Origin of the sequence: Polaribacter vadi (assembly GCF_018861005.1) — a bacterium.
Classification (GTDB): Bacteria; Bacteroidota; Bacteroidia; order Flavobacteriales; family Flavobacteriaceae; genus Polaribacter; species Polaribacter vadi_A.
In genome coordinates this window covers 259272-279015 of the sequence record NZ_JAHKQL010000004.1, presented here as the reverse complement: position 1 = coordinate 279015, position 19744 = coordinate 259272, and the positions used below count along the sequence as shown (strand labels likewise).

Genomic DNA, 19744 nt, shown 5'->3' with positions numbered 1-19744 from the left:
TTTTTTTTGTTTTTATATTAAGTTCGTAAAGTTCTAAGTTTAGAATCATTTATTTTAAAATTTAGGTAAAATGATGCAGAAATAAGTTAAATGTTTATTTAAAATTCTTTATTTTTTGAGAAACTTTGTTTCAATATGAAATGCAAGAAATTATTTTTAAATCGATATATAATTAAACATTTACTTTTAATAAGTTTTGTAAGTTTTTCAATAGCTTTTCAAGCGCAAAATAGCGGAATTAAAGGTGTTGTTGTAGATAATCAAAAAACACCTTTAGAAATGGCTTCTGTAGCTGTTTTAAGCTCTAAAGATTCTACTTTTTTAAGTTATACTACAACAGATCTAAAAGGGTTCTTTCATTTACAAGATGTGCCAAAAGATAGGGTTATAATTCAGCTTAATTTATTAGGCTTTATCCAGTATTCAAAAAAGTTGGTTTATAATAATAGTTTAATTGATTTAAAAACCATAATCTTAGAAGATGATGTAAGTAGTTTAGATGAAATTGTAATTGCAGCAGTTGTTCCTATTCAAATAAAAAAAGATACAGTTAGTTATAATGCCAATTCTTTTAAAGTAAATCATGATGATAATATTGAAGGTTTATTAGGAAAACTACCAGGTATAGAAATTGAGGATGGTAAAATAATATCGCAAGGAAATGCTGTAACCAAAATTATGATTGATGGTAAAGAATTTTTTGGTGGTGATCCATCCATCGTATTAAAAAATATTTCTGCAGATGCAATTGCAAAAGTAGAGGTAATTGACAAAAAAAGTGATGAAGCAGAACTTACAGGTGTTAGCGATGGTAACAAACAAATAGTAATTAATTTTACTTTAAAGAAGACGAAAAAAAATCGTGGTTTTGGAAAAGTATCAGCAGGTTTAGGTTTAGATAATCGTTATTTTGGTAATCTAAATTACAATCAATTTAATTCTAAAACGCAACTTTCTGTAATTGGTAAATTTAATAATATTAATATTACAGGCTCTAATATTAAAGGTTTTTTAGAGAATGCAGATGGGGTTGCAGATGAATCAGAAGATGATACTAATGGTAGTTTTAATTTAAAACAGAAGAGTTTAAGTGGTTTTTTAGAAACCAAAGTTACTGGTGTGCATTATGGTAGAGAGTTAAAAAAGAAAGAGTCTTTAAATGCAGATTATTTTTATAATGCATCCGAAAATAGAGGTATTTCAGAAACCAACAGAATTAATTTTACGAATACCAACAACTTTGATTTTAATTCTATTAACGATTATTTAAATACAACAAACAATCATAATTTTAATTTTAATTACGAAAACAAATCCAACAAAACTTTTACGATAAAATTACGTGGTCGATTTTATACTGATAATAGAACGAATAATTTAGATAGAAAAGGAATTTATGAAAATGAAAATCAAGAGATTGTAACAGAAAACAATCAACTATCTAAAAATACCACTTTTAAAAAGTTCGGAAATTTAAATTTTAACTTTTACAGACGTTTGCTAAAAAAAGGAAGAAGTTTTAATACAGGTTTTAATTGGGGTGTAAATAATTACGATAAAGAAAAGGATCAGCACACTTTTATCACCAGAAATATTAATACAAATACACCTACTTATCAAGAAATAATTGCGTTAAGAGATGAGATAAGCAACTCTAATAATTTTAATTTAAGGTTTAAATACACAGAACCATTAGGTGGTAATCATTATTTAAATGCTGAGGTTAATGCTAGTTTTTATAAAGCTGATGAAAGTACAGATCAATCTAGAACAACTATTAAAACTACAACAGAAGAAGATTTTTAAAGTTCGATTATGCATTTTTTCAGAATATAATGCGTTCTAAATTATTTCATAGTTACAATACGTCTAAAATAAATATTTCTACAACAATGGAGTTGTATAATTTAAGAAGAGAGTTTGGGCAAGAAATTGATCAGATTTATATAAAAGAGAAATTGTATATAACTCCTTCTTTTCTCTTTCAATACAAACCAAAAAGAGGAGAAAAGTTAAGATTTACTTATAAGAATATAATTAGAGCTCAAAGACTACGTGAAACCAATCCGTTTATAAACGATTTAAGCCCGTATTTTATTAGAACAGGTAATGTAGATTTACAGCCAGAAAAAGTACATTCATTTGTTTCTTTTTACAATGTAAACAGTGCAAATTTAACAATGAATTTTAATACAAAATTACAATACAATTATTCTACGGATGCAATTATTAGAAGTTATGCTATAGACGATGCTTATATTAGAACAAGTAGCTATCAAAATAATGGAGAAAGACATCGTTTAAATGCTCAAGTTCGTTTTTCTAAAAAACTGAATAAATTAGGAATACGTTTTAATTTAAATAATCAATTTTTTTACAATTCTACAAACTCGATTGTCAATTTTAATTTAAATAAAAATGAATCTCAAGATATTTCTACAAATTTCGTAATTCAGAATACAAGAAAGAGAAAAGTAGATTTAAAAGCAGGTGTTTTTTACGGCGTAAATAATACAAGTTTTTCCATAGAAAAAGATTTAGATAGAAAATTTACAACCCAAAAATATTTTGGAATGGTAGATGTTGATGTTACCCAAAGACTTAATTTAAACACTCAATTAGATTATATAATTTATAATGATGATAAATTTGATATTCATCAAGAACTACCTATTTGGAATGCAGCAATGTCTTACTCATTATCTCCAAAAAACAATATTGTAAAACTGGTACTAATAGATTTGTTAAATAAAAACGTAGATGTTTTTAGAAGAAGTACAGATAATTTTTTTGAAGAAACAATAGGTCAGAGTTTAGGGAGATATGTAGTTTTAAGTTATACCCACAGGTTAAATAATGGAAAAAGAAAGCCTAAAGAAAAAAGAAGTTAGACTTTCTTAATTATAATTTATTTTGATGTTAACATTTCTGGGGTTACAACAGTTCTAAAACCCATATGGTCTGAACCAGAATCTGTAGAAACCCCCATTTTTGCTGATATTCTAAAGCTTGCACAATACGATTCGTGACATAAAAATGAACCACCTTTCATAACATGTTCTACTTGATAAGGATTACTGGGGCTGTAAGATTTTTCAGCTCCTGTTGGGTTTAAAAGCGGTTGAGAAATATCTAACTCTTTATAATGATTTACATTAAATAAATCGCTTGTTAATTCCCAAACATTACCTAACATATCATACAAGCCAATACTATTTGGTGAGTAAGATTTGGTAGCAGAAATAAATTCAAAACCATCTTTAGATTCATTTTTTGTAGGAAAAACACCTTGCCAAGTATTTGCATTTGAATTTAAGATTGATGAATCATTACCCCAAGTATAAATAGTGTTTTCGTTGTTTCCTTGTGCAGCAGATTCCCACTCAGCTTCTGTAGGTAAGCGTCTGTTTGCCCATTTACAATAAGCTAAAGCATCTTCTAAAGCAATATGTACAACAGGGTAATTGTCTTTACCTTCAATAGTAGAATTTGGTCCTGAAGGATGTTTCCAGTTAGCTCCAATTTTCCAAGTCCACCATTGTTGATAGTTGTTCATGTTTGCAACTGCGTTTATGTTCTTATTAAAAATTAAACTACCAGGTTGTAAAATAGAATCATGAGGTTTTGGGGTTCCTGGAGGCAATTGAGCTTTCATTTCTTCCCAATCAATTTTACGCTCAGCAACTGTTATATAATCTGTTGCTTTTACAAAAGCAGTATATTGTTTATTGGTTACTTCATTTACATCAATATAAAAACCATCTACAGTAACTTTATGAGCAGGCTTTTCTCTTGGCATAGCATATTTATCAGAAGCTTTTGCGCCTCTTAAAAAAGTTTTGCTCTCTACCCAAATCATATTTTCTGGGGTTTTTATTTCTGATTCAACCTTGTTTTTTGAAGATTTTTTAGCTTCATTTTTGCAACTAGTAACTAATAAGGTCAATGAAATAAAAATAGTAGTTATATAGAAAAAGCTTTTTTTAGAGTATTGAATCATTTACGTATTTTTTTGATGTTATTTTGGCTGATAAAAGTAATAATTAATCTGGCTTTAACTCTTAAATACAAGCTCTTATTTTAGTTAAAAAAGGTTAAGAGAACATTTATTTTATAGATAATTAATGATTTTTTTTAAGAACCTACTAGTTCAGAGCAGTATTTTGTTTAGGTTATTGTCCTTCTAAAGAACAGTTCAGATATCCTAAATACAAACAAATAATAACCTTTATAGAAAGGCTATTAATGTTGGTGTTTTAAAGATTGTGATTGCCATCTTTAGATAAAATTAATAATCAACAGTCGCTTTCTAGAGATACTATTCTGTCTGCCTTTAATCAGATAAAAAATAGAGGAATTATACATTCTGTAGTTGATAAAGTTTATTATGTTTTTCCAGAAAATATTTTTACTTTTAGATGAACTTAATTCTTTTTTACAAAGATTAGAAGACAATATACAAGTAGATTTTTTTCATCACTTTAATAAAGATATTTTTAAAGATTTTCCCTTAATGTTAATCAATATTGTGAATTACAAAAAAAGTAACTTTACTATGTTCTGAAGAAAAGCAACTAAAGATATTTTAAAAGATTTCAATTGCCTTGTAATCAGTATAGTATAACATCAATAGTAATAGTGTCTTTTAAAAATAGAATGCCAGAAGAAGGTGGGGTTTATATTGTTTTAGATGATAATAATCATGAAAAAAATCAAGAAAAAAAAATAACTTTAGCAAATGATATTGGTGTTATTTCTGTGAATAATAATTTATTAAAACTAATAGTAAAATATGGTATAACCACAATTACTACGAACTTTATTGGGTAATAGATTAGCAGAAATGATATTGAATAAAGAATAAGTAAAAAATGAAAATCCTATTAGTTTAATCTTAATAAAATCTATTTAAAAGTGTTTAAAATCAATACCATTACAGAAAACGGAATGAGTTTTATAGAATTACAAAACTCAACAAGAACCACAACAGCAAAAATTTGCTTAGACCAAGGAGCAAGACTGCAAGAGTTAAAATTTAACGATGTTTATTTAATAAAAGAACAACCAGATTTTGATTATGCTTCTTCTTATGCTTCCTCAATTTTATTTCCTTTTGCAAGTAGGGTTAAAGAGGGTAAGTATAAGTTTCTAGGACAAGAACTAGAGTTAGACTGTAATGATGCAGGTAAAAGTGCTTTACATGGTTTAGTTTATAATAAAAAATTTAATCTTTTTGAGCCAGAAGAACACAAAAAAACTTGTTTTGCAACTTTTAATTATTATGAAAAGGAGTTAAATAAAGGGTTCCCTTTTACTTACATTTTTTCTGTCACATACACACTTTTCGAAGATTATTTAAAAATAAATGTAACAGTTAAAAATACTGATGAAAAAGCCTTTCCTTTTACTTTAGGTTGGCATCCATATTTTAATTGTAGCGATTTTGAAACTAGTTATTTATCGTTTAAAAGTGATAAAAAAGTTAAGTTCGATGAAAACTTAATAACTAAAGAAGTGTTTGATGAAAAAACACCAGAAACCTTTAAAATAGATACTAAACAAATAGATGATTGTTTTGTTTTAAATGATAACATTATTCAATTTACAACACCAGATTATAAAGTAGAAATGTCTCAAAGGTCTGCAAATAATTTTTTACAATTGTATAAGCCAAAAGATATACCAGTAATTGCAATAGAACCAACTACAGGTATTTCTAACTCTTTTAATAATAAAATAGGTTTACAAGTTTTAGAATCAGGTAGAACACACTCTATTAACTGGAACTTAAAAATTATTAACTAAAAACAAAAAATATTTTAAGAAAAAGAAGGATGAATTGTGGTTTTATGTACGTTGTACAATTAATTTAATTGCAAGAGATGAAGTAACGTATTTGGTAAATTAAACTTCTAAAAAAAACATTAAGAAAGTAAAATAATGCAAGATACAAGTTTGTAAGATTACTATCATAATAGCAGACATAGTAGTTAAGATTATTAATATAAAACTCTAAGTATTGCAAATTATTTAAGGGAATTAGTGAAAGTTTAAGAAAAATTTATATATTTACTCTTTAATTACTAATTCCCCCAAATGAATTTTATATTTAGTAATATTCTTTCAATAACAATTTGTAAAAGCTTTTTTTTACAAACGCAATCTAATTTTATTTTATTATTAAAAAAGATGTCATTTTATAATGATACTAATTTTTTTACATATAATTTAGAATTTTTGATGGATGATTTCTTTAGAACATCAACAAAGTTGCAATTTGAAAAATTACCTATTATAACTGAAAATGGAGGCATTTTTAGTTGTAAAGTCAGGTAATTTTATGAACATAAAACATTACTTAAAAAAGAACGTATTTGCGTCTGTTGGAAAAATCTTAACAGTATCATCTGTTACGTTGCTTTTATTACCAATAATTATCCAAAAAGTTGGGTTAGATTTATATGGTATTATAAGTCTTACACTTTTATTTAGTGGTGTTTCTAGTTTAATGGATCTAGGTTTATCTCAAGCAATAGTTTTGTTAAGTGGTAATGATAAAATAACTTCAAATCAGGTAGTTACATCAGCAATTTATATAAATATAACAATTATAACTATTGTTAGTATTGGTTTTGTGTTTTTAAATTATTTAGGTGTAGATTTCTTAGGGAAAAATATAAATCTTAACGATTCAGAAAAATATTGGCTGTTAGTAACCAGTTTTCTAATTCTAGTTTTTATGCTTTTAAATAATATTTGTAAATCTATTTTAGAAGCAAATTATTTTATGCATATAGTAAACTTTAGTTTAGCTTTATTTACGCCAGTATTATATATTACTATTTATTCGTTAAGTTTTTTTACTGATAATGTTTCTGTTTATATTATAACGCCTTTAGTTATAACTGTTTGTCTTTTTGTGTTTTATGTGTTTTTTATAAAAACAAAAACCAATGTTAAATTGGTAAAAGTAGATAAATCACATATAAAATTTGTTTTAAAATGCTCATTTCGTTTTTTAAACTTAGGTATAATTAACAGTGTAATAATGCCAGTAATGAGGTATTTATTTATTTTAATGGTTGCAGATGTTGGTTTATATGCAATTTTTGATCTTTCTTTTAAAGTTGCAATGTTGGCAAATAGTTTAATTGTATCATTATCAGTGCCAATGTTTGCTGTTTTTTCTAAAATGATAAAAGAAAAAGCTAAAGAAATGTCTAAAATAGCATTTAATATTTTTTATATTTCTTTAGTAGTTTACTTAGTTGTTTTAGCAGGTTATCATTTCTTTGGAGAAATAATTTTGTCTTATTTACGCTTGTCTGTAAGTAATTTAGATGTGCTTTACGATCTTATTTATGTATTATTAATATCTTTAGGTAGTGTAGCTGTAGTAGAGGTTTTTTACAGATATTTCTTAGGCGATAATCAATTACAAAAAGCATTTTTAATGAAGCTAACAGTACCAATAACCTCTGTTATTTTCTTTTTTATTTTAAGTGATGTAGAAATTATTTATAGATTTATTTATGCTTATGGTATCAGTTTAATTATAAATGCTTTGGTTATTTTTTGTGCATTTATAATAGAGAATTCAAAACAAAAACAAATAAGTGTATGATAGTTTTACTACTTGGTTTTTATGGTTTTGCTTTTCTGTTAGCCGCAAACAGACCAATGTCTTTTGTATTGTTTTATATTTTGGCATCTACTAAATTTTTGGGTTACATAGATCCTGCAACTTTTATTGTTGGCGGAATTGAAGTTGGTTATTTTGGTTTGAATTTGATGGCAATATTTGGTATATTTTTTAAGAAAAATTGGGTAGAACTTCCTAAAAATAGCATCACAATTATTATTCTAATAGCTGCCTTATTAATTTATGGAATTGCAAGGCCAATTATTAATGATTATTCTTCTGTAAAACAAGCAGTTATTGCAAGTAAAGATACTTGGTTTTACGCTATTTTTATTTACTTATTTGTCTATTATGATAATATAGATTTAAAACTTTTAATAAAATTCATAAAAGGTGTAAGTGTTTATTTTACAGTGAACTACTTGTTGTTATTTGTGTTTCCTGCTATAATTCCTCCTTTTTATGATGGTGGTTTTCATGTTAGAACTTTTTTTCCTACGTATATAAGTTTAGCTATTTTTCTCTATTTAATTGAAATTAAGATTGAAGAAGAGAAATCATATAAAAAATATGGTTTAACTGCTTTTCTTTTTTTAGGTTTAATTTTAGCAGAACATTCAGCATTAACAGTAATGACTTTGTTAGGTGCAATTTTATACTTATTTGCATTTGGTGAAGATTTAAGATTTAAAAGAACAAAAATTGCAAAACTATTAAGCATTGGTTTTTTTTGCATTTCATTAGCATTAATTTTTATTAATGGTTTGTATGATGGTATTGTAGATAAAGTAAGAGCAGTAGTTTTTAGTGAAGATTTAGCATTAAGTACAAGAGATTTATATAACAAATTTAGATGGGATGCTATAAATGATCAGAAAACATTTGGCTATGGTTTTATACACCAATCCTCAAGTTTAATGAATCAATTTAAACTGAGTGGTACAAGTGCATTTATGGAACGTTTTACAGTAATAGATTCTGGTTATGTAGATTTATTAATAAAGTTTGGCTATTTAGGTACAGGAATAATGTTGGCAGTTTTAAACCGATTTTTTCTGTTTGGCTTTTTCAGAAAGTTCAGAAATCACATCACTTTAGCAATGTCTTTCTATTTAATTCAATACCTATTTGTAAATTATACGTGGTCTGTTTATACATTTTCGCATGGTATAATTCCTGGTGCAATTGCTATGTACATTATAATTATGTATCAAGATTTAAAGTTAGAAGATGATAAATTAGAATTGGTATGAGAAAAAATATCCTCTACATATTGTCTTCCTACAACAGGTTTTCTGGCACTCCAAAAAAAACTTTCGATTTAATAGAGCATTCTAATAATAATAGTTTCTTATATGTTTGGTCTACAGCCTATAGTAATGAATTCAAAGATGGTTTTAAAAACATAACAGAAAAGATTTTTGAAGGTAATTATGGTAGAAATCTGCTAAAACACATAAAAAAGTTAATTAATATTATTGATGAAAATAATATAGAAATTATACAAACTCAATTTTTTTTTGGTGAACTTTTAGGCGGAATTTTAAAAGCCTTAAAGCCGAATATTAAACTAATTGTAACTTTTGAAGGTGCAATGTCTGCAGGTTTTATAAAAAGAAATATTCAAAAACTAATCTATAAAAAAGTAGATGCTTTTATATACATTTCTAAATATGTAAAAACAGAAAAAGAAAAAGTTTTTCCGCAATTAAAACAATCAGAAACACTTATAATTTATAATGGTACAGACAAATTAAAAGTAGATGAAACTTTGGCAATTAATAAAGAAAACAACTTTTCATTATTAAGCGTTTCTAGTTTAATCAATATAAAAAATATTGATGTTTTAATTGATATGATGCAGCTTTTATCAATTAATAAGCAACAAGATATTCATCTTTTTATTGCAGGTGATGGTGTTCATAAAAAAGAATTAGAAGCAAAAGTAAAAGCTCATAAAATTGAAAATAGAGTTCATTTTTTAGGAAGACAAAAAGCAATTGGCAACCTGTTAGCAAATGCTGATGTTATAGTACACCCTTGTTATATAGAAGGTTTTGGTTTATCTGTAGTAGAGGCAATGATGGCAGAAAAACCAGTAATCGTTTCTAATTCTGGTGCTCTACCAGAAATTGTAGAACATAAAAAAACAGGTTTTTTAGTAAACCCTTTTAAAGCTGAAGATTGGCAAAAAGCTATTTTAGAGTTGAAAAAGAATAAAGATTTAGCAAATAAAATAGCAAAAAATGCAAGAATAAAAGCAGAGCAAGATTTTTCAGTAAAAAACTTTGTGAATAATTATAATTTGTTTTATCAAAAATTATAAAATAAATGATACACACATTTTTAAAATATTTAACAAACAGAAATTTAAGCTATGTAATTACAAATGGCTATAAAGATTTGTTTACAAATTTGTCATCAGAAAGTGATGTAGATATTCTATTTACCAAGAGTAATTTTTTAAAGATAGAAACAATTATTAAAGACTTTTGTGATAAAGAAGACTTTAAGATTGTTCAAATTTATCATCAAGAAGTGTATGCCAAAAACATCTTTTTATATAGTAACAAAACACAAAAAATTCTTAATCTAGATATTTACGGAAAACTGCATAAAAACAACTGCGAATACTTTACAGAAAATGAAATATTTAAAAATAGAAGCTTTTATAAAGAAATTTCAATTTTAGCAAAACATCAAGAGTTTTTTCACTATTTCTTAAAGAAGTTAACAAAGAAAGATTTATCAAATACCGTTTTCGAATATTTAAGAGAATTATATCTTCAAGATAAAATTAACTGTACTAAAACATTAGAATATCAACTTAAAAATACCAGTAAAAAAGTAGAAGATGCTTTTTTAAATAATGATTTAAAAATAATAATAGCCTATAGAAATCAAATTCTTAATGATGTAAAAAAAGGAAGTGTAACTGTTGGTTATAGGTTAAAAGATAAACTAAGAATTTTAAAAAGAATTTGTTATCCAACAGGTATTTCTATTGCTTTTTTAGGGCCAGATGGTTCTGGTAAAACTACAGTTATTAATGGTTTAACAAGTTCTTTTCTGCCATTTAGAAAAACGGATTATTTTCATTTAAAACCAGTATATACAAAGAATAAAGTTGGCGGAGTTACAACAGATCCGCATAAATTTAAGCCATATAATAAATTAAAATCGTATAGTAAATTACTTTATTTTTTATGTCAATATAATTCTGGTTGGCTTAAAAATATTATCCCGTTAAAAATAAAATCATCATTAATTATTTTTGATAGATATTTTGATGATTTAATAGCCGATAATAAAAGATATAGATATGGAGGTAAAAATTATATGGCGAAATTTTTTCGTCTTTTTATAAAAAAACCTTCTTTATATTTTGTTTTAGTAACAGATGCAAAAACCATTTATCAACGAAAACAAGAAGTAACTTTTACAGAGTTAGAAAGTCAGATTTTTAAGTACAGAAGTTTAGTTGATAATCAAAGATATTTTGAAATAGATGTAAATGAATCACCAAGTTTAATTGTTAAAAATGTTTCAAGAATTTTAATGACTAAGATGAATGAGAGGTATTAGTTTTTTTTCTGATGATACTTATTTGAGTATTCCTAACCGCAAAAATCCGAAGGTAATTTTAGCAGTTGGTAATAAAACTATGGCTAAAAATTCGGTTAAAATTTACAATCCATTTTCATTAAAAGCTAAGTTGTTTAAAAAAATAGTTCGTTTTTCTTTTATCAATTTTAATACAATTCTAACAACAATTTTTGATTTAGATAAAAACGAAAACTCTGAATTTATTAAGTTTTTAAATGATAAGTTTCAGATTAAATTTACAGCCTCAATTTACAATGCTACTTTAAAAGATAAAGTTGTAATTCAGCTACAATCAGAAGGTTTAATTTTTGGTTATGTAAAATACCCTATAGATAAATTAGGTTTAAAAAACATTAAAAACGAAATTAAAGCCATAGAAGTTTTATCAGAAAAAGGAGTACTTAATTTACAAATGAAAAGCTTTGAGTTTAAAGGAACTCCGTTTTTTATATTGCCAGAATTACAAGGTAATATTGCAAATATTCCTGACAATGAAGTTTTAAAATTAGTAGAATCTTTTAAAAAAGAAGTGCGTTTAAAATTAAAAGAACAACCTAGAGTTTTAGAAATTAGAAACTATCTTAATGAACAAAATTTAATTTTAGAATTACAAATTTTAGAGAGTGTTGTTAAATCATCTACAGAATATTATCATGAAGTTTATGAGCATGGTGATTTTGCTCCTTGGAATATTGTAAAAACAAAAGAAGGTTTAGCTGCTTTCGATTTTGAATATTTTGCAGAAAGAGGTTTAGAATATTTAGATATAATAAAATACCATTTTCAAGTTGGTAGATTGCTAAAGGGTAAAAATGAAGAAGAATTATATCAACACATATCAGAGAAAATAAATATTAAAGAAATAAAAGAAATACTGTCTTTGTTTCTTTTAAAAGAGATTATGAGCGCTTCTCAACAAAAGAAATCAGCAGATTTTGAAAAACAAATGTTAAACTTTATCAATGCCTAAAAAATTAAAAATATTAATTTCTTGTTATGCTTGTAGTCCTAAAAGAGGGTCAGAACCAGGTATGGGTTGGAGTTTTGTTTTAGGATTAAGTAAGCAGCATGAAGTGCATGTAATTGTTGAAAAAGAAAAATGGCAAAAAGACATAGAAGTTTATTTAGAACAGTATAAAAATGAGAATTTAAAGTTCTATTTTATTCATAAAAAAAGGAATCGTTTATTACGTAAAATTTGGCCACCTTCTTATTATTGGTTTTATAAAATTTGGCAAAAAGAGGCTTATAATTTAGCAAAGAAATTAGAAAAGAAGCATAATTTTGATGCAGTTCATCAATTAAATATGGTGGGTTATAGAGAACCTGGGTTTTTATGGAAAATGGATATACCATTTGTTTGGGGGCCAATAGGAGGTACAGAAAATATACCATGGAAATTGTTTTCTTTATTCAGTTTTTATGGTAAAATATTTTATGGTGGTAGAAATATCATTAACAGTTATCAAAGAAGTTTTTTTACAAGACCAAAGTTGGCAGCAAATCATAAAAAATCTAGTTTAATTGCAGCTACACCAGATATTAAAAAATCGATTAAGAAATTATGGAATAGTGATGCTGTTGTAATTCCAGAAGTTGGTGCAGTAGAATTATCAGAAAAAAATATTACGAAAAGAGATCATAACAAACCATTAAAAATTGTTTGGTCTGGGCAACACACATCAGGTAAAGCTTTACATCTTTTATTAAAAAGTTTAGTGCTATTAAATAAAGAAATTTCTTGGGAATTACACATTTTAGGAGTTGGAAAAGAAACCAAAAAATGGCAACAATTATCTAAGAAATTAGATATAAATAAAAATTGTTTTTGGTATGGTTGGCTAGATAAAAGTGAAGCCCTACAAATCATGAAAAACGGGCATTGTTTAGCAATAACAAGTTTAAAAGATTTAACGTCATCTGTAATTATAGAAGGTATTTCTTTAGGTTTACCAGTGGTTACTTTAGATCATTGTGGTTTTTCTTTTGTGGTTGATGATACTTGTGGAATTAAAATTCCTGTAGATAATCCAAATAACATTTACATCAATTTTAAAAATGCATTAGAAAAGTTATATGAAAATGAGAGTTATAGAGTATCACTTTCAGAAGGAGCTTTAAAAAGAGCAAAAGATTTTTCTTGGGATAGTAAAATTGATCAGTTAAATGAAGTTTATCAAAAATTGGTAGTATGAAAATTTTAATGATACATAACAAATATGGTAAACACAGTGGAGAAGAGTCTGTGGTTTATGCTCAAATAAAATTATTAGAAGAAAATGGGCATAAAGTTGTAACTTATTTTAGAAGTAGCGAAGAATTAGAAACCATGCCTCTAGGTAAAGCAAAAGCTTTTTTCTTAGGATTAAAAAACAGCAAAGCCATAGCAGATATTACCCAAATAATTAAAGATGAAAATCCAGATTTAGCTCATGTTCATAATTTATATCCAATTATTTCTCCTGCTATTTTACCAGTAATAAAAAAAATGGGAGTGCCAATTGTAATGACAATTCATAATTATAGATTGCTTTGCCCAAATGGATTATTCTTTACAAAAGGAGCAGTTTGCGAAAAATGTACAGGCCCTAAAAGAGAATTGAATAGTATTATAAATAATTGTGAAGGATCTATATTAAAAAGTTCAGGTTACGCTTTGCGTAATTTATGGTCTAGAATTACAAAAAAATACGAGAATTATATAGATAGTTATTTGTGTTTAACTTCTTTTCAAAAAGAAAAGTTGGTGCAAAATGGTTTTGATGAAAGTAAATGTTTAGTGATTCCTAATTTTTTTAATAAGAAATTAGAAGATAAAAATTACGATATTTCTGATAAAAACTATATAGCATTTGCTGGTAGAATTAGTCCAGAAAAAGGGTTGCCAATTTTATTAGCAGCAGCTAAAAAATTACCTAAAATATCATTTCATTTAGCAGGTTTAATGAGACCTGGCTATAGAGAAGAATTAGAAATACCTAAAAATGTAATTTTAAAAGGTATGTTAAATGCAGATGAAATGAAAACTTTTTATGAAAAAGCGAAAATATTAGTACATACAAGTATTTGTTACGAAGGTTTTCCTATGGTTTTTCCAGAAGCAATGGCTTATAAATTGCCAATTATAGCACCAGATTTAGCTGGCTATCCAGAAATTGTAGAACACAATTACAATGGATTGCTATTTAAACCACAAAATAGTAATGATTTAGCAGATAAGATTGTATCTATTTGGACTGATAAAGAAAAATTAGAAGTTTTTGGAAAAAACGGATTTCAAAAAGTTACTAAAAATTATAGTAAACAATTTTATTTTGATATGTTATTAGAAGCATATCAAAAGAATATAATAACCCCCAATTATAAAAATTATGAACCTATTAAAAATTATTGATAATCACATTTTTTCTGATGATTTAAGTGCTATAAATTTAAATAAAAAAACCATAATTAATACTATAAATCCGCATTCTTATTGTGTTTCTAAAACTGATTTATATTTTCAGAAAGCACTATTAAATAGCGATATTTTATTACCTGATGGTTCAGGAATTGTTTTAGCAGCTAAGTTTTTGAGAAAAAAAAATATAAAAAAAATTGCAGGCGCAGATATTCATCAATATTTATTAGAAGATGCAAACAAGTATAAAAAAAGTGTTTTTTATTTAGGTGCTGCACCAAGAACATTACAGTTAATACAAGCAAGAATAGCGAAAGAATACCCCAATATAAAAGTAAATAGTTACTCACCACCTTACAAACCAGAGTTTTCTAAATTAGATACAAATAAAATGATTGAAGAAGTAAATCGCTTTAATCCAGATGTTTTATTTGTAGGGATGACAGCTCCTAAACAAGAAAAATGGGTAACAATAAACAAAGACAATTTAAATGCTACTATTACAGTATCTATAGGTGCAGTTTTTGATTTTTATGCAGGTACTGTAAAAAGGTCAAGTTCTTTTTGGGTAAATTTAGGTTTAGAGTGGTTACCAAGACTTTTAAGAGAGCCAAAAAGGTTATGGAGAAGAAATTTTGTGTCTACACCTATGTTTTTATGGTACTTATTTAGATCAAAGTATATAAGTTTTTGAAAAAAAATTAAACTATGTTAAAAATTATTGTATATTTATAATGTAGTAAAGAAGCTTTAGTAGTTTTTTTATAGAAATAGTATTAATAATTCCCCCATTATTATGAGTTTATCATTCCACACAGTAAGTGTAAGTTTAGATTTTGGTTTTTTCTGGCCAGCAATTGTTTTTTTCTTATCAATTTTTTTGTCATACCTATGTTATCCTATAATTATTAGGGTCTCTAAAGCTAAAAGGTTAATGGCAAAACCCAATCACAGAAGTGTTCATCGTTTTAAAACTCCAAATTTAGGAGGTATTGGTATTTTTTTAGCCATAAATTTAATTATTACTTTATTAGGTAATTATTTTGAAGATAGCACACTGTTAAGTCTTTTAGGTTCTATTACCATTTTATTTTTTACAGGTTTAATAGACGATTTAGTAGGTGTTAAACCAAAAAGTAAATTATTATTACAAGTAATAGCAGCTACAGCAGTGATTTTAATTTCAGATTTAAGAATCACTGATTTACAAGGGCTTATGGGTATAGGTGAGTTGTCCTATGTTGTTTCTACTTTATTAACAATTTTCTTTTTTGTATTACTTATTAATGCTTACAATTTAATAGATGGTGTAGATGGTTTAGCAGGTATGTTTGCAATTACAGTAACTGTATTTTTTGGTTTTTTCTATTATGTGAATGGTAATAATTCTATGTTCTTTTTAAGTATTTGTATTGTTGGTTCATTAATATCTTTTTTAATTTTTAATTTTTCAAAAAAAGAAAAAGTTTTTATGGGTGATACAGGTTCTTTGGTTATTGGTTTTCTATTGGCATACCAAGCAGTAAATTTTTTAACAGTAGATTTTAACCCTAATTTTTTAATTCAAAATACAAAGTCTCCAGTTTTTATATTAGCATTATTTAGTTTTCCTATTTTAGATACAAGTCGTGTGTTTTTATTGAGAATAATGAAAAAGAAAAGTCCGTTTTCTGCAGATAAAAGTCACATACATCATGTTTTTTTAAATTACGGATTAAAACATTGGCAAATTTCAGTTTTATCTACTTTTTTTACTTCAACATTGGTTTTAATTGTATTTCTTTTTAATGACTTAACCATTAATAAGCAAACAACTTTCTTATTAGCTATGTGGGGTTTAACAGTTCTTGTTGTAAATAATTATAGTTTAATTAGTAAATTAAAAAATATTTCTAATCAAGATGTTACTGAAGGTGCTGATTCTGAGGGTGCTCAAGTACATAAAGGTAAAACTATAGCTCTAAGAGATTTGGCTTAAAAACTAAAAATCATGAAATTATTCTCTTATAAAAAGATTTTTTATTTTCTGATATTTTTTACAACTGTTCTAAGTATTACTTCTTGTGCTACTAAAAAAAGTGTATTATATTTTCAAGATGCAGAAAATATTAATTTAAGAAAACTAAATTATTCAAATTCTAAAATTCAAACAGACGATATCATTAATATAAAAGTTACAGCTTTAAATGAAGAGTCTGTAGCACCTTATAATATAGAAAATGGCTTATCTCCAAGTACTAGTTTTATAGAAATTTTAAAATTACAAGGTTATTTAGTATCAAAAGAAGGAGATATTGTTTTTCCTATTATTGGTAAAATTAATGTAGTAGATAAAACCACATCAGAATTAGAAAATTATATAAAAACTATTTTAATTGATGGTAACCATGTTATTGATCCTACAGTAAGTGTAAGGTTGTTAAATTCTAAATTTACTATTTTAGGAGAAGTTAATAAAGCAGGTACTTATACTATTACAGAAAATAATATTACATTATTACAAGCCATAGGTTATGCAGGAGATTTAACAATAAATGGCTCTAGAAAAGATGTTTTAATTATTAGAAGTATAGATGGTCTTCAAAAAACAAAAAAAATAGATTTAACAAAAACAGATTGGTTTAATAGCGAGTTTTATTTTATTAAACAAAACGATGTAATTGTTATAAACCCAAATTCTAATAAAATTAAAAGTTCTGGGTTTTTAGGTAGTGCAGGTGCTTTAATGTCTGCTATATCTTTAGTTTTAACCTCTATTTTAATAGTAATTAATTAGCAAAATTACTATGAAAAAAGAGATGCCTTTTTTTCAGCCCAAAAAGAAAGAAACCTTTAATTTAAAACAAGAGGTTTTACGTTATACAAAACATTGGAAATGGTTTTTAATTTCTGTTGTAATTCTATTGTTTTTTGCCTTTTTCTCAATTAAGAAAAGTCCGGTAGTTTATGAAACATCAGCAAGAATTAAAATTTTAAATCAACAGGTAAATAATATTGAATTACCTGGTAATTTAAACTCACTATTTGAAGAAGCTAAAGTAAATTTAGAAAACGAAATTGAGATCATTAAATCTTATCGAATTTTAGAAAAAGTTTCTGAAAGTTTAGATTTGAATGTTAGGTATTATCATATAACTGCATCCAGACTTATTCAAGTTTGGGATATACCCTTAAAAGCTTATCCAATAAATAATTTCACACCTTTACCAACAAGTGGAGAGTATATAGTTCAAGTTTTAGAAAACGGATATATAATTAAAGATTCTAATAGTAAAGAATGGAAAGTATCTGAGCATACAATGAATGTAGCATTAAAAGACTTGCCTTTTTTACTAAAAATAGATGCTCTTAGAAATACATCAGAATTAATAAATAAGAAGATAAAAATTCGTTTTTTTACCACAAGAGAAGCTACTTTGCGTCTGTTTTCTGGTTTAAATATAGAGCATATAGGTAAGAGTAGTGAAATACTTAAAATTTCTTTAAGAAATGAAAGTAGTGCAAAATCAGAAGCAATTTTAAATGAAATTATTGCACAATTTAATCAAGATGGTTTAACAGATAGAAAACTTATTTTTCAAAGAACAATTGATTTTGTTGATGAAAGATTTGAGTTTTTAACCAAAGAATTAGATTCTATAGAAAATAAGAAAAAACAGTTTAAACAAAAGAATAAATTAACAGATATAGTTATGGATACTGAACATAACTTATCAGACAAATCAAATTCTAACACAGAAAAAGTAAATTTAGAAACTCAGTTAGAGATAGCAAGAATTTTAAGAAAAACACTTACAAATAAAAATAATTCAGAATTATTACCTGTAGATATTGGTTTAGGTATTGCTGGTGTAAATGATCAAATTACTTTATTTAACAAAAAATTACTAGAATATAATAAGTTAAAAATAAGTGGAGGAGAAAATAACCCTTTAGTTAAAAATTTAAATAAAGATATTAATCAACTAAAGAATAATATTTTTACATCTGTTGTAGCTTATCAAAAAAAGTCAGAAACAGCGCTTAATAATATTAAAATAGTAGATAGAAAAAATAAAGGCTTTTTTACTGCATTACCAACTAAAGAAAAAATATTAAGAGAAATAGAAAGAGAGCAGTCTATTAAAGAAAATTTATTCATTTTTTTATTACAAAGAAGAGAAGAAGCAGCTATAAATTTGGTAATCACTGCACCAACATTAAAAGTAGTAGATTATGCAATAACTAATTTAATTCCGGTTTCAGAAAGCCCAAAAATGGTTTATCTAAAAGCATTTATTGCAGGTTTGGTTATCCCTTTTATAGTATTTTACCTTATTTTCTTTTTAGATACAAGAATACAAACCAGAGAAGATTTAATTGCAAATATTACAACAAGTCAAGTAATTGGTGCAATACCATTTTCCGAGGATAAAAAGCTCTTTAGTGGTAAAGATGATAATTCTATTTTAGCAGAAGGTTTTAGAATGTTAAGAACTAATATTGGTTATGTTTTTAAAAATCAACCAGAAAAAGAGCTAGCAAACGTAATTATGGTAACTTCTACAAAAGAAGGAGAAGGAAAAACTTTTTGTGCCATTAACCTAGCTATTTCATACGCTGTTTTAAATAAAAAAGTATTGTTATTAGATACTAATTTTAGAAAACCAGAAATTCAGAACTATTTAAAAAGTGAAAGAAACTCTAATAAAGGTTTATCAGATTATTTACAAGGAGATTTTAAAAACTTTAAAGATTTAATATCATCATTTAGAATAGGAAAAACAGTTTTAGATATTCTAACTACAGGAGAAATTCCTAATGCACCAGCAGAATTGTTAGCCAATGAAAAACTAGAAGAGTTAATAAATTCTTTAAAAGATAAATACGATTATATCATTTTAGACACCACACCAACTTCTGTAGTTACAGATACGCTTTTAATTTCAGAAATGGCAGATCTAACTATTTATGTTGCTAAATCTAATTTTACCAATAAAAAAACAATTGCTTTTGCAGAAGAATTAGTTGGTACAAATAAATTAAATAATGTAAGTTATATTTTAAATGCAGTGTAAAGCTATGATTTTTAACTTGTAATTTTTTTAAAAACATAA

Annotated in this window: 17 protein-coding genes; 16 read left to right on the top strand and 1 reads right to left on the bottom strand. The window is 25.9% G+C overall.

The window, feature by feature from the left end:
* The first annotated feature begins 135 nt into the window (after positions 1 to 135).
* Both KO506_RS03875 and KO506_RS03870 read left to right on the top strand, forming a co-directional pair.
* Positions 136 to 1806: a carboxypeptidase-like regulatory domain-containing protein gene (locus KO506_RS03875; RefSeq protein WP_215993577.1), complete on the top strand. Its 1671-nt coding sequence runs from the start codon at positions 136 to 138 to the stop codon at positions 1804 to 1806.
* A gap of 29 nt (positions 1807 to 1835) precedes the next feature.
* Positions 1836 to 2891, top strand: a complete 1056-nt coding sequence (locus KO506_RS03870) for an outer membrane beta-barrel protein (RefSeq protein WP_215993576.1) — start codon at positions 1836 to 1838, stop codon at positions 2889 to 2891.
* Between the two features lie 17 nt (positions 2892 to 2908).
* On the opposite strand, the gene KO506_RS03865 is transcribed toward KO506_RS03870, so the two are convergent.
* The gene (locus tag KO506_RS03865; protein WP_215993575.1) at positions 2909 to 4000 is read right to left on the bottom strand and encodes a formylglycine-generating enzyme family protein; all 1092 of its coding nucleotides are present in this window, start codon (positions 3998 to 4000) and stop codon (positions 2909 to 2911) included.
* A gap of 269 nt (positions 4001 to 4269) precedes the next feature.
* Here KO506_RS03865 and KO506_RS17070 point away from each other — a divergent pair, with 269 nt between their 5' ends.
* The 14 genes from KO506_RS17070 to KO506_RS03800 all read left to right on the top strand — a co-directional run bounded on the left by KO506_RS17070 (position 4270) and on the right by KO506_RS03800 (position 19705).
* On the top strand, positions 4270 to 4422 hold the full coding sequence (locus tag KO506_RS17070) for a hypothetical protein (RefSeq protein ID WP_252726774.1): 153 nt from the start codon (positions 4270 to 4272) through the stop codon (positions 4420 to 4422).
* 177 nt (positions 4423 to 4599) lie between these two features.
* Positions 4600 to 4830: a hypothetical protein gene (locus KO506_RS17065; protein WP_252726773.1), complete on the top strand. Its 231-nt coding sequence runs from the start codon at positions 4600 to 4602 to the stop codon at positions 4828 to 4830.
* A gap of 84 nt (positions 4831 to 4914) precedes the next feature.
* Entirely contained in the window at positions 4915 to 5805 is an 891-nt protein-coding gene (locus KO506_RS03855; protein WP_215993574.1) for an aldose 1-epimerase, read from the top strand.
* A 499-nt stretch (positions 5806 to 6304) separates the two neighbouring features.
* Positions 6305 to 7624, top strand: a complete 1320-nt coding sequence (locus tag KO506_RS03850) for a hypothetical protein (protein ID WP_215993573.1) — start codon at positions 6305 to 6307, stop codon at positions 7622 to 7624.
* Positions 7621 to 8895, top strand: coding sequence for a hypothetical protein (locus tag KO506_RS03845; RefSeq protein ID WP_215993572.1), 1275 nt, complete (start codon positions 7621 to 7623; stop codon positions 8893 to 8895). Before KO506_RS03850 ends, KO506_RS03845 begins: the two co-directional genes overlap by 4 nt.
* Positions 8892 to 9968, top strand: a complete 1077-nt coding sequence (locus KO506_RS03840) for a glycosyltransferase family 4 protein (RefSeq protein ID WP_215993571.1) — start codon at positions 8892 to 8894, stop codon at positions 9966 to 9968. Before KO506_RS03845 ends, KO506_RS03840 begins: the two co-directional genes overlap by 4 nt.
* A gap of 5 nt (positions 9969 to 9973) precedes the next feature.
* Positions 9974 to 11227, top strand: a complete 1254-nt coding sequence (locus KO506_RS03835; protein ID WP_215993570.1) for a hypothetical protein — start codon at positions 9974 to 9976, stop codon at positions 11225 to 11227.
* Positions 11214 to 12218: a hypothetical protein gene (locus KO506_RS03830; protein WP_215993569.1), complete on the top strand. Its 1005-nt coding sequence runs from the start codon at positions 11214 to 11216 to the stop codon at positions 12216 to 12218. Before KO506_RS03835 ends, KO506_RS03830 begins: the two co-directional genes overlap by 14 nt.
* Positions 12211 to 13443 carry a glycosyltransferase family 4 protein gene (locus KO506_RS03825; RefSeq protein ID WP_215993568.1) on the top strand — a complete coding sequence of 411 codons (1233 nt, stop codon included), beginning with the start codon at positions 12211 to 12213 and terminating at the stop codon, positions 13441 to 13443. Before KO506_RS03830 ends, KO506_RS03825 begins: the two co-directional genes overlap by 8 nt.
* Complete coding sequence (locus tag KO506_RS03820) at positions 13440 to 14642, top strand: glycosyltransferase family 4 protein (RefSeq protein ID WP_215993567.1); 1203 nt, start codon at positions 13440 to 13442, stop codon at positions 14640 to 14642. The genes KO506_RS03825 and KO506_RS03820 overlap by 4 nt, the downstream gene beginning before the upstream one ends.
* A complete protein-coding gene (locus KO506_RS03815) occupies positions 14620 to 15342 on the top strand; it encodes a WecB/TagA/CpsF family glycosyltransferase (RefSeq protein WP_215993566.1) in 723 nt (240 codons plus the stop codon). Before KO506_RS03820 ends, KO506_RS03815 begins: the two co-directional genes overlap by 23 nt.
* A gap of 102 nt (positions 15343 to 15444) precedes the next feature.
* Positions 15445 to 16626, top strand: coding sequence for a glycosyltransferase family 4 protein (locus KO506_RS03810; protein WP_215993565.1), 1182 nt, complete (start codon positions 15445 to 15447; stop codon positions 16624 to 16626).
* Positions 16627 to 16638: 12 nt separating this feature from the next.
* Positions 16639 to 17424, top strand: a complete 786-nt coding sequence (locus tag KO506_RS03805; protein ID WP_215993564.1) for a polysaccharide biosynthesis/export family protein — start codon at positions 16639 to 16641, stop codon at positions 17422 to 17424.
* A 10-nt stretch (positions 17425 to 17434) separates the two neighbouring features.
* Entirely contained in the window at positions 17435 to 19705 is a 2271-nt protein-coding gene (locus KO506_RS03800; RefSeq protein WP_215993563.1) for a polysaccharide biosynthesis tyrosine autokinase, read from the top strand.
* Positions 19706 to 19744 lie beyond the last annotated feature (39 nt).

What these genes read in the sequence shown, in the direction of transcription:
- KO506_RS03875 (WP_215993577.1), top strand. Translation starts at nt 136, where the DNA reads ATGAAATGCAAGAAATTATTTTTAAATCGATATATAATTAAACATTTA.
- KO506_RS03810 (WP_215993565.1), top strand. Translation starts at nt 15,445, where the DNA reads ATGAGTTTATCATTCCACACAGTAAGTGTAAGTTTAGATTTTGGTTTT.
- KO506_RS03800 (WP_215993563.1), top strand. Translation starts at nt 17,435, where the DNA reads ATGAAAAAAGAGATGCCTTTTTTTCAGCCCAAAAAGAAAGAAACCTTT.
- KO506_RS03865 (WP_215993575.1), bottom strand. Translation starts at nt 4,000, where the DNA reads ATGATTCAATACTCTAAAAAAAGCTTTTTCTATATAACTACTATTTTT.
- KO506_RS03870 (WP_215993576.1), top strand. Translation starts at nt 1,836, where the DNA reads ATGCGTTCTAAATTATTTCATAGTTACAATACGTCTAAAATAAATATT.
- KO506_RS03845 (WP_215993572.1), top strand. Translation starts at nt 7,621, where the DNA reads ATGATAGTTTTACTACTTGGTTTTTATGGTTTTGCTTTTCTGTTAGCC.
- KO506_RS03820 (WP_215993567.1), top strand. Translation starts at nt 13,440, where the DNA reads ATGAAAATTTTAATGATACATAACAAATATGGTAAACACAGTGGAGAA.
- KO506_RS03850 (WP_215993573.1), top strand. Translation starts at nt 6,305, where the DNA reads ATGGAGGCATTTTTAGTTGTAAAGTCAGGTAATTTTATGAACATAAAA.
- KO506_RS03815 (WP_215993566.1), top strand. Translation starts at nt 14,620, where the DNA reads ATGAACCTATTAAAAATTATTGATAATCACATTTTTTCTGATGATTTA.
- KO506_RS03840 (WP_215993571.1), top strand. Translation starts at nt 8,892, where the DNA reads ATGAGAAAAAATATCCTCTACATATTGTCTTCCTACAACAGGTTTTCT.
- KO506_RS03830 (WP_215993569.1), top strand. Translation starts at nt 11,214, where the DNA reads ATGAGAGGTATTAGTTTTTTTTCTGATGATACTTATTTGAGTATTCCT.
- KO506_RS03835 (WP_215993570.1), top strand. Translation starts at nt 9,974, where the DNA reads ATGATACACACATTTTTAAAATATTTAACAAACAGAAATTTAAGCTAT.
- KO506_RS03825 (WP_215993568.1), top strand. Translation starts at nt 12,211, where the DNA reads ATGCCTAAAAAATTAAAAATATTAATTTCTTGTTATGCTTGTAGTCCT.
- KO506_RS03805 (WP_215993564.1), top strand. Translation starts at nt 16,639, where the DNA reads ATGAAATTATTCTCTTATAAAAAGATTTTTTATTTTCTGATATTTTTT.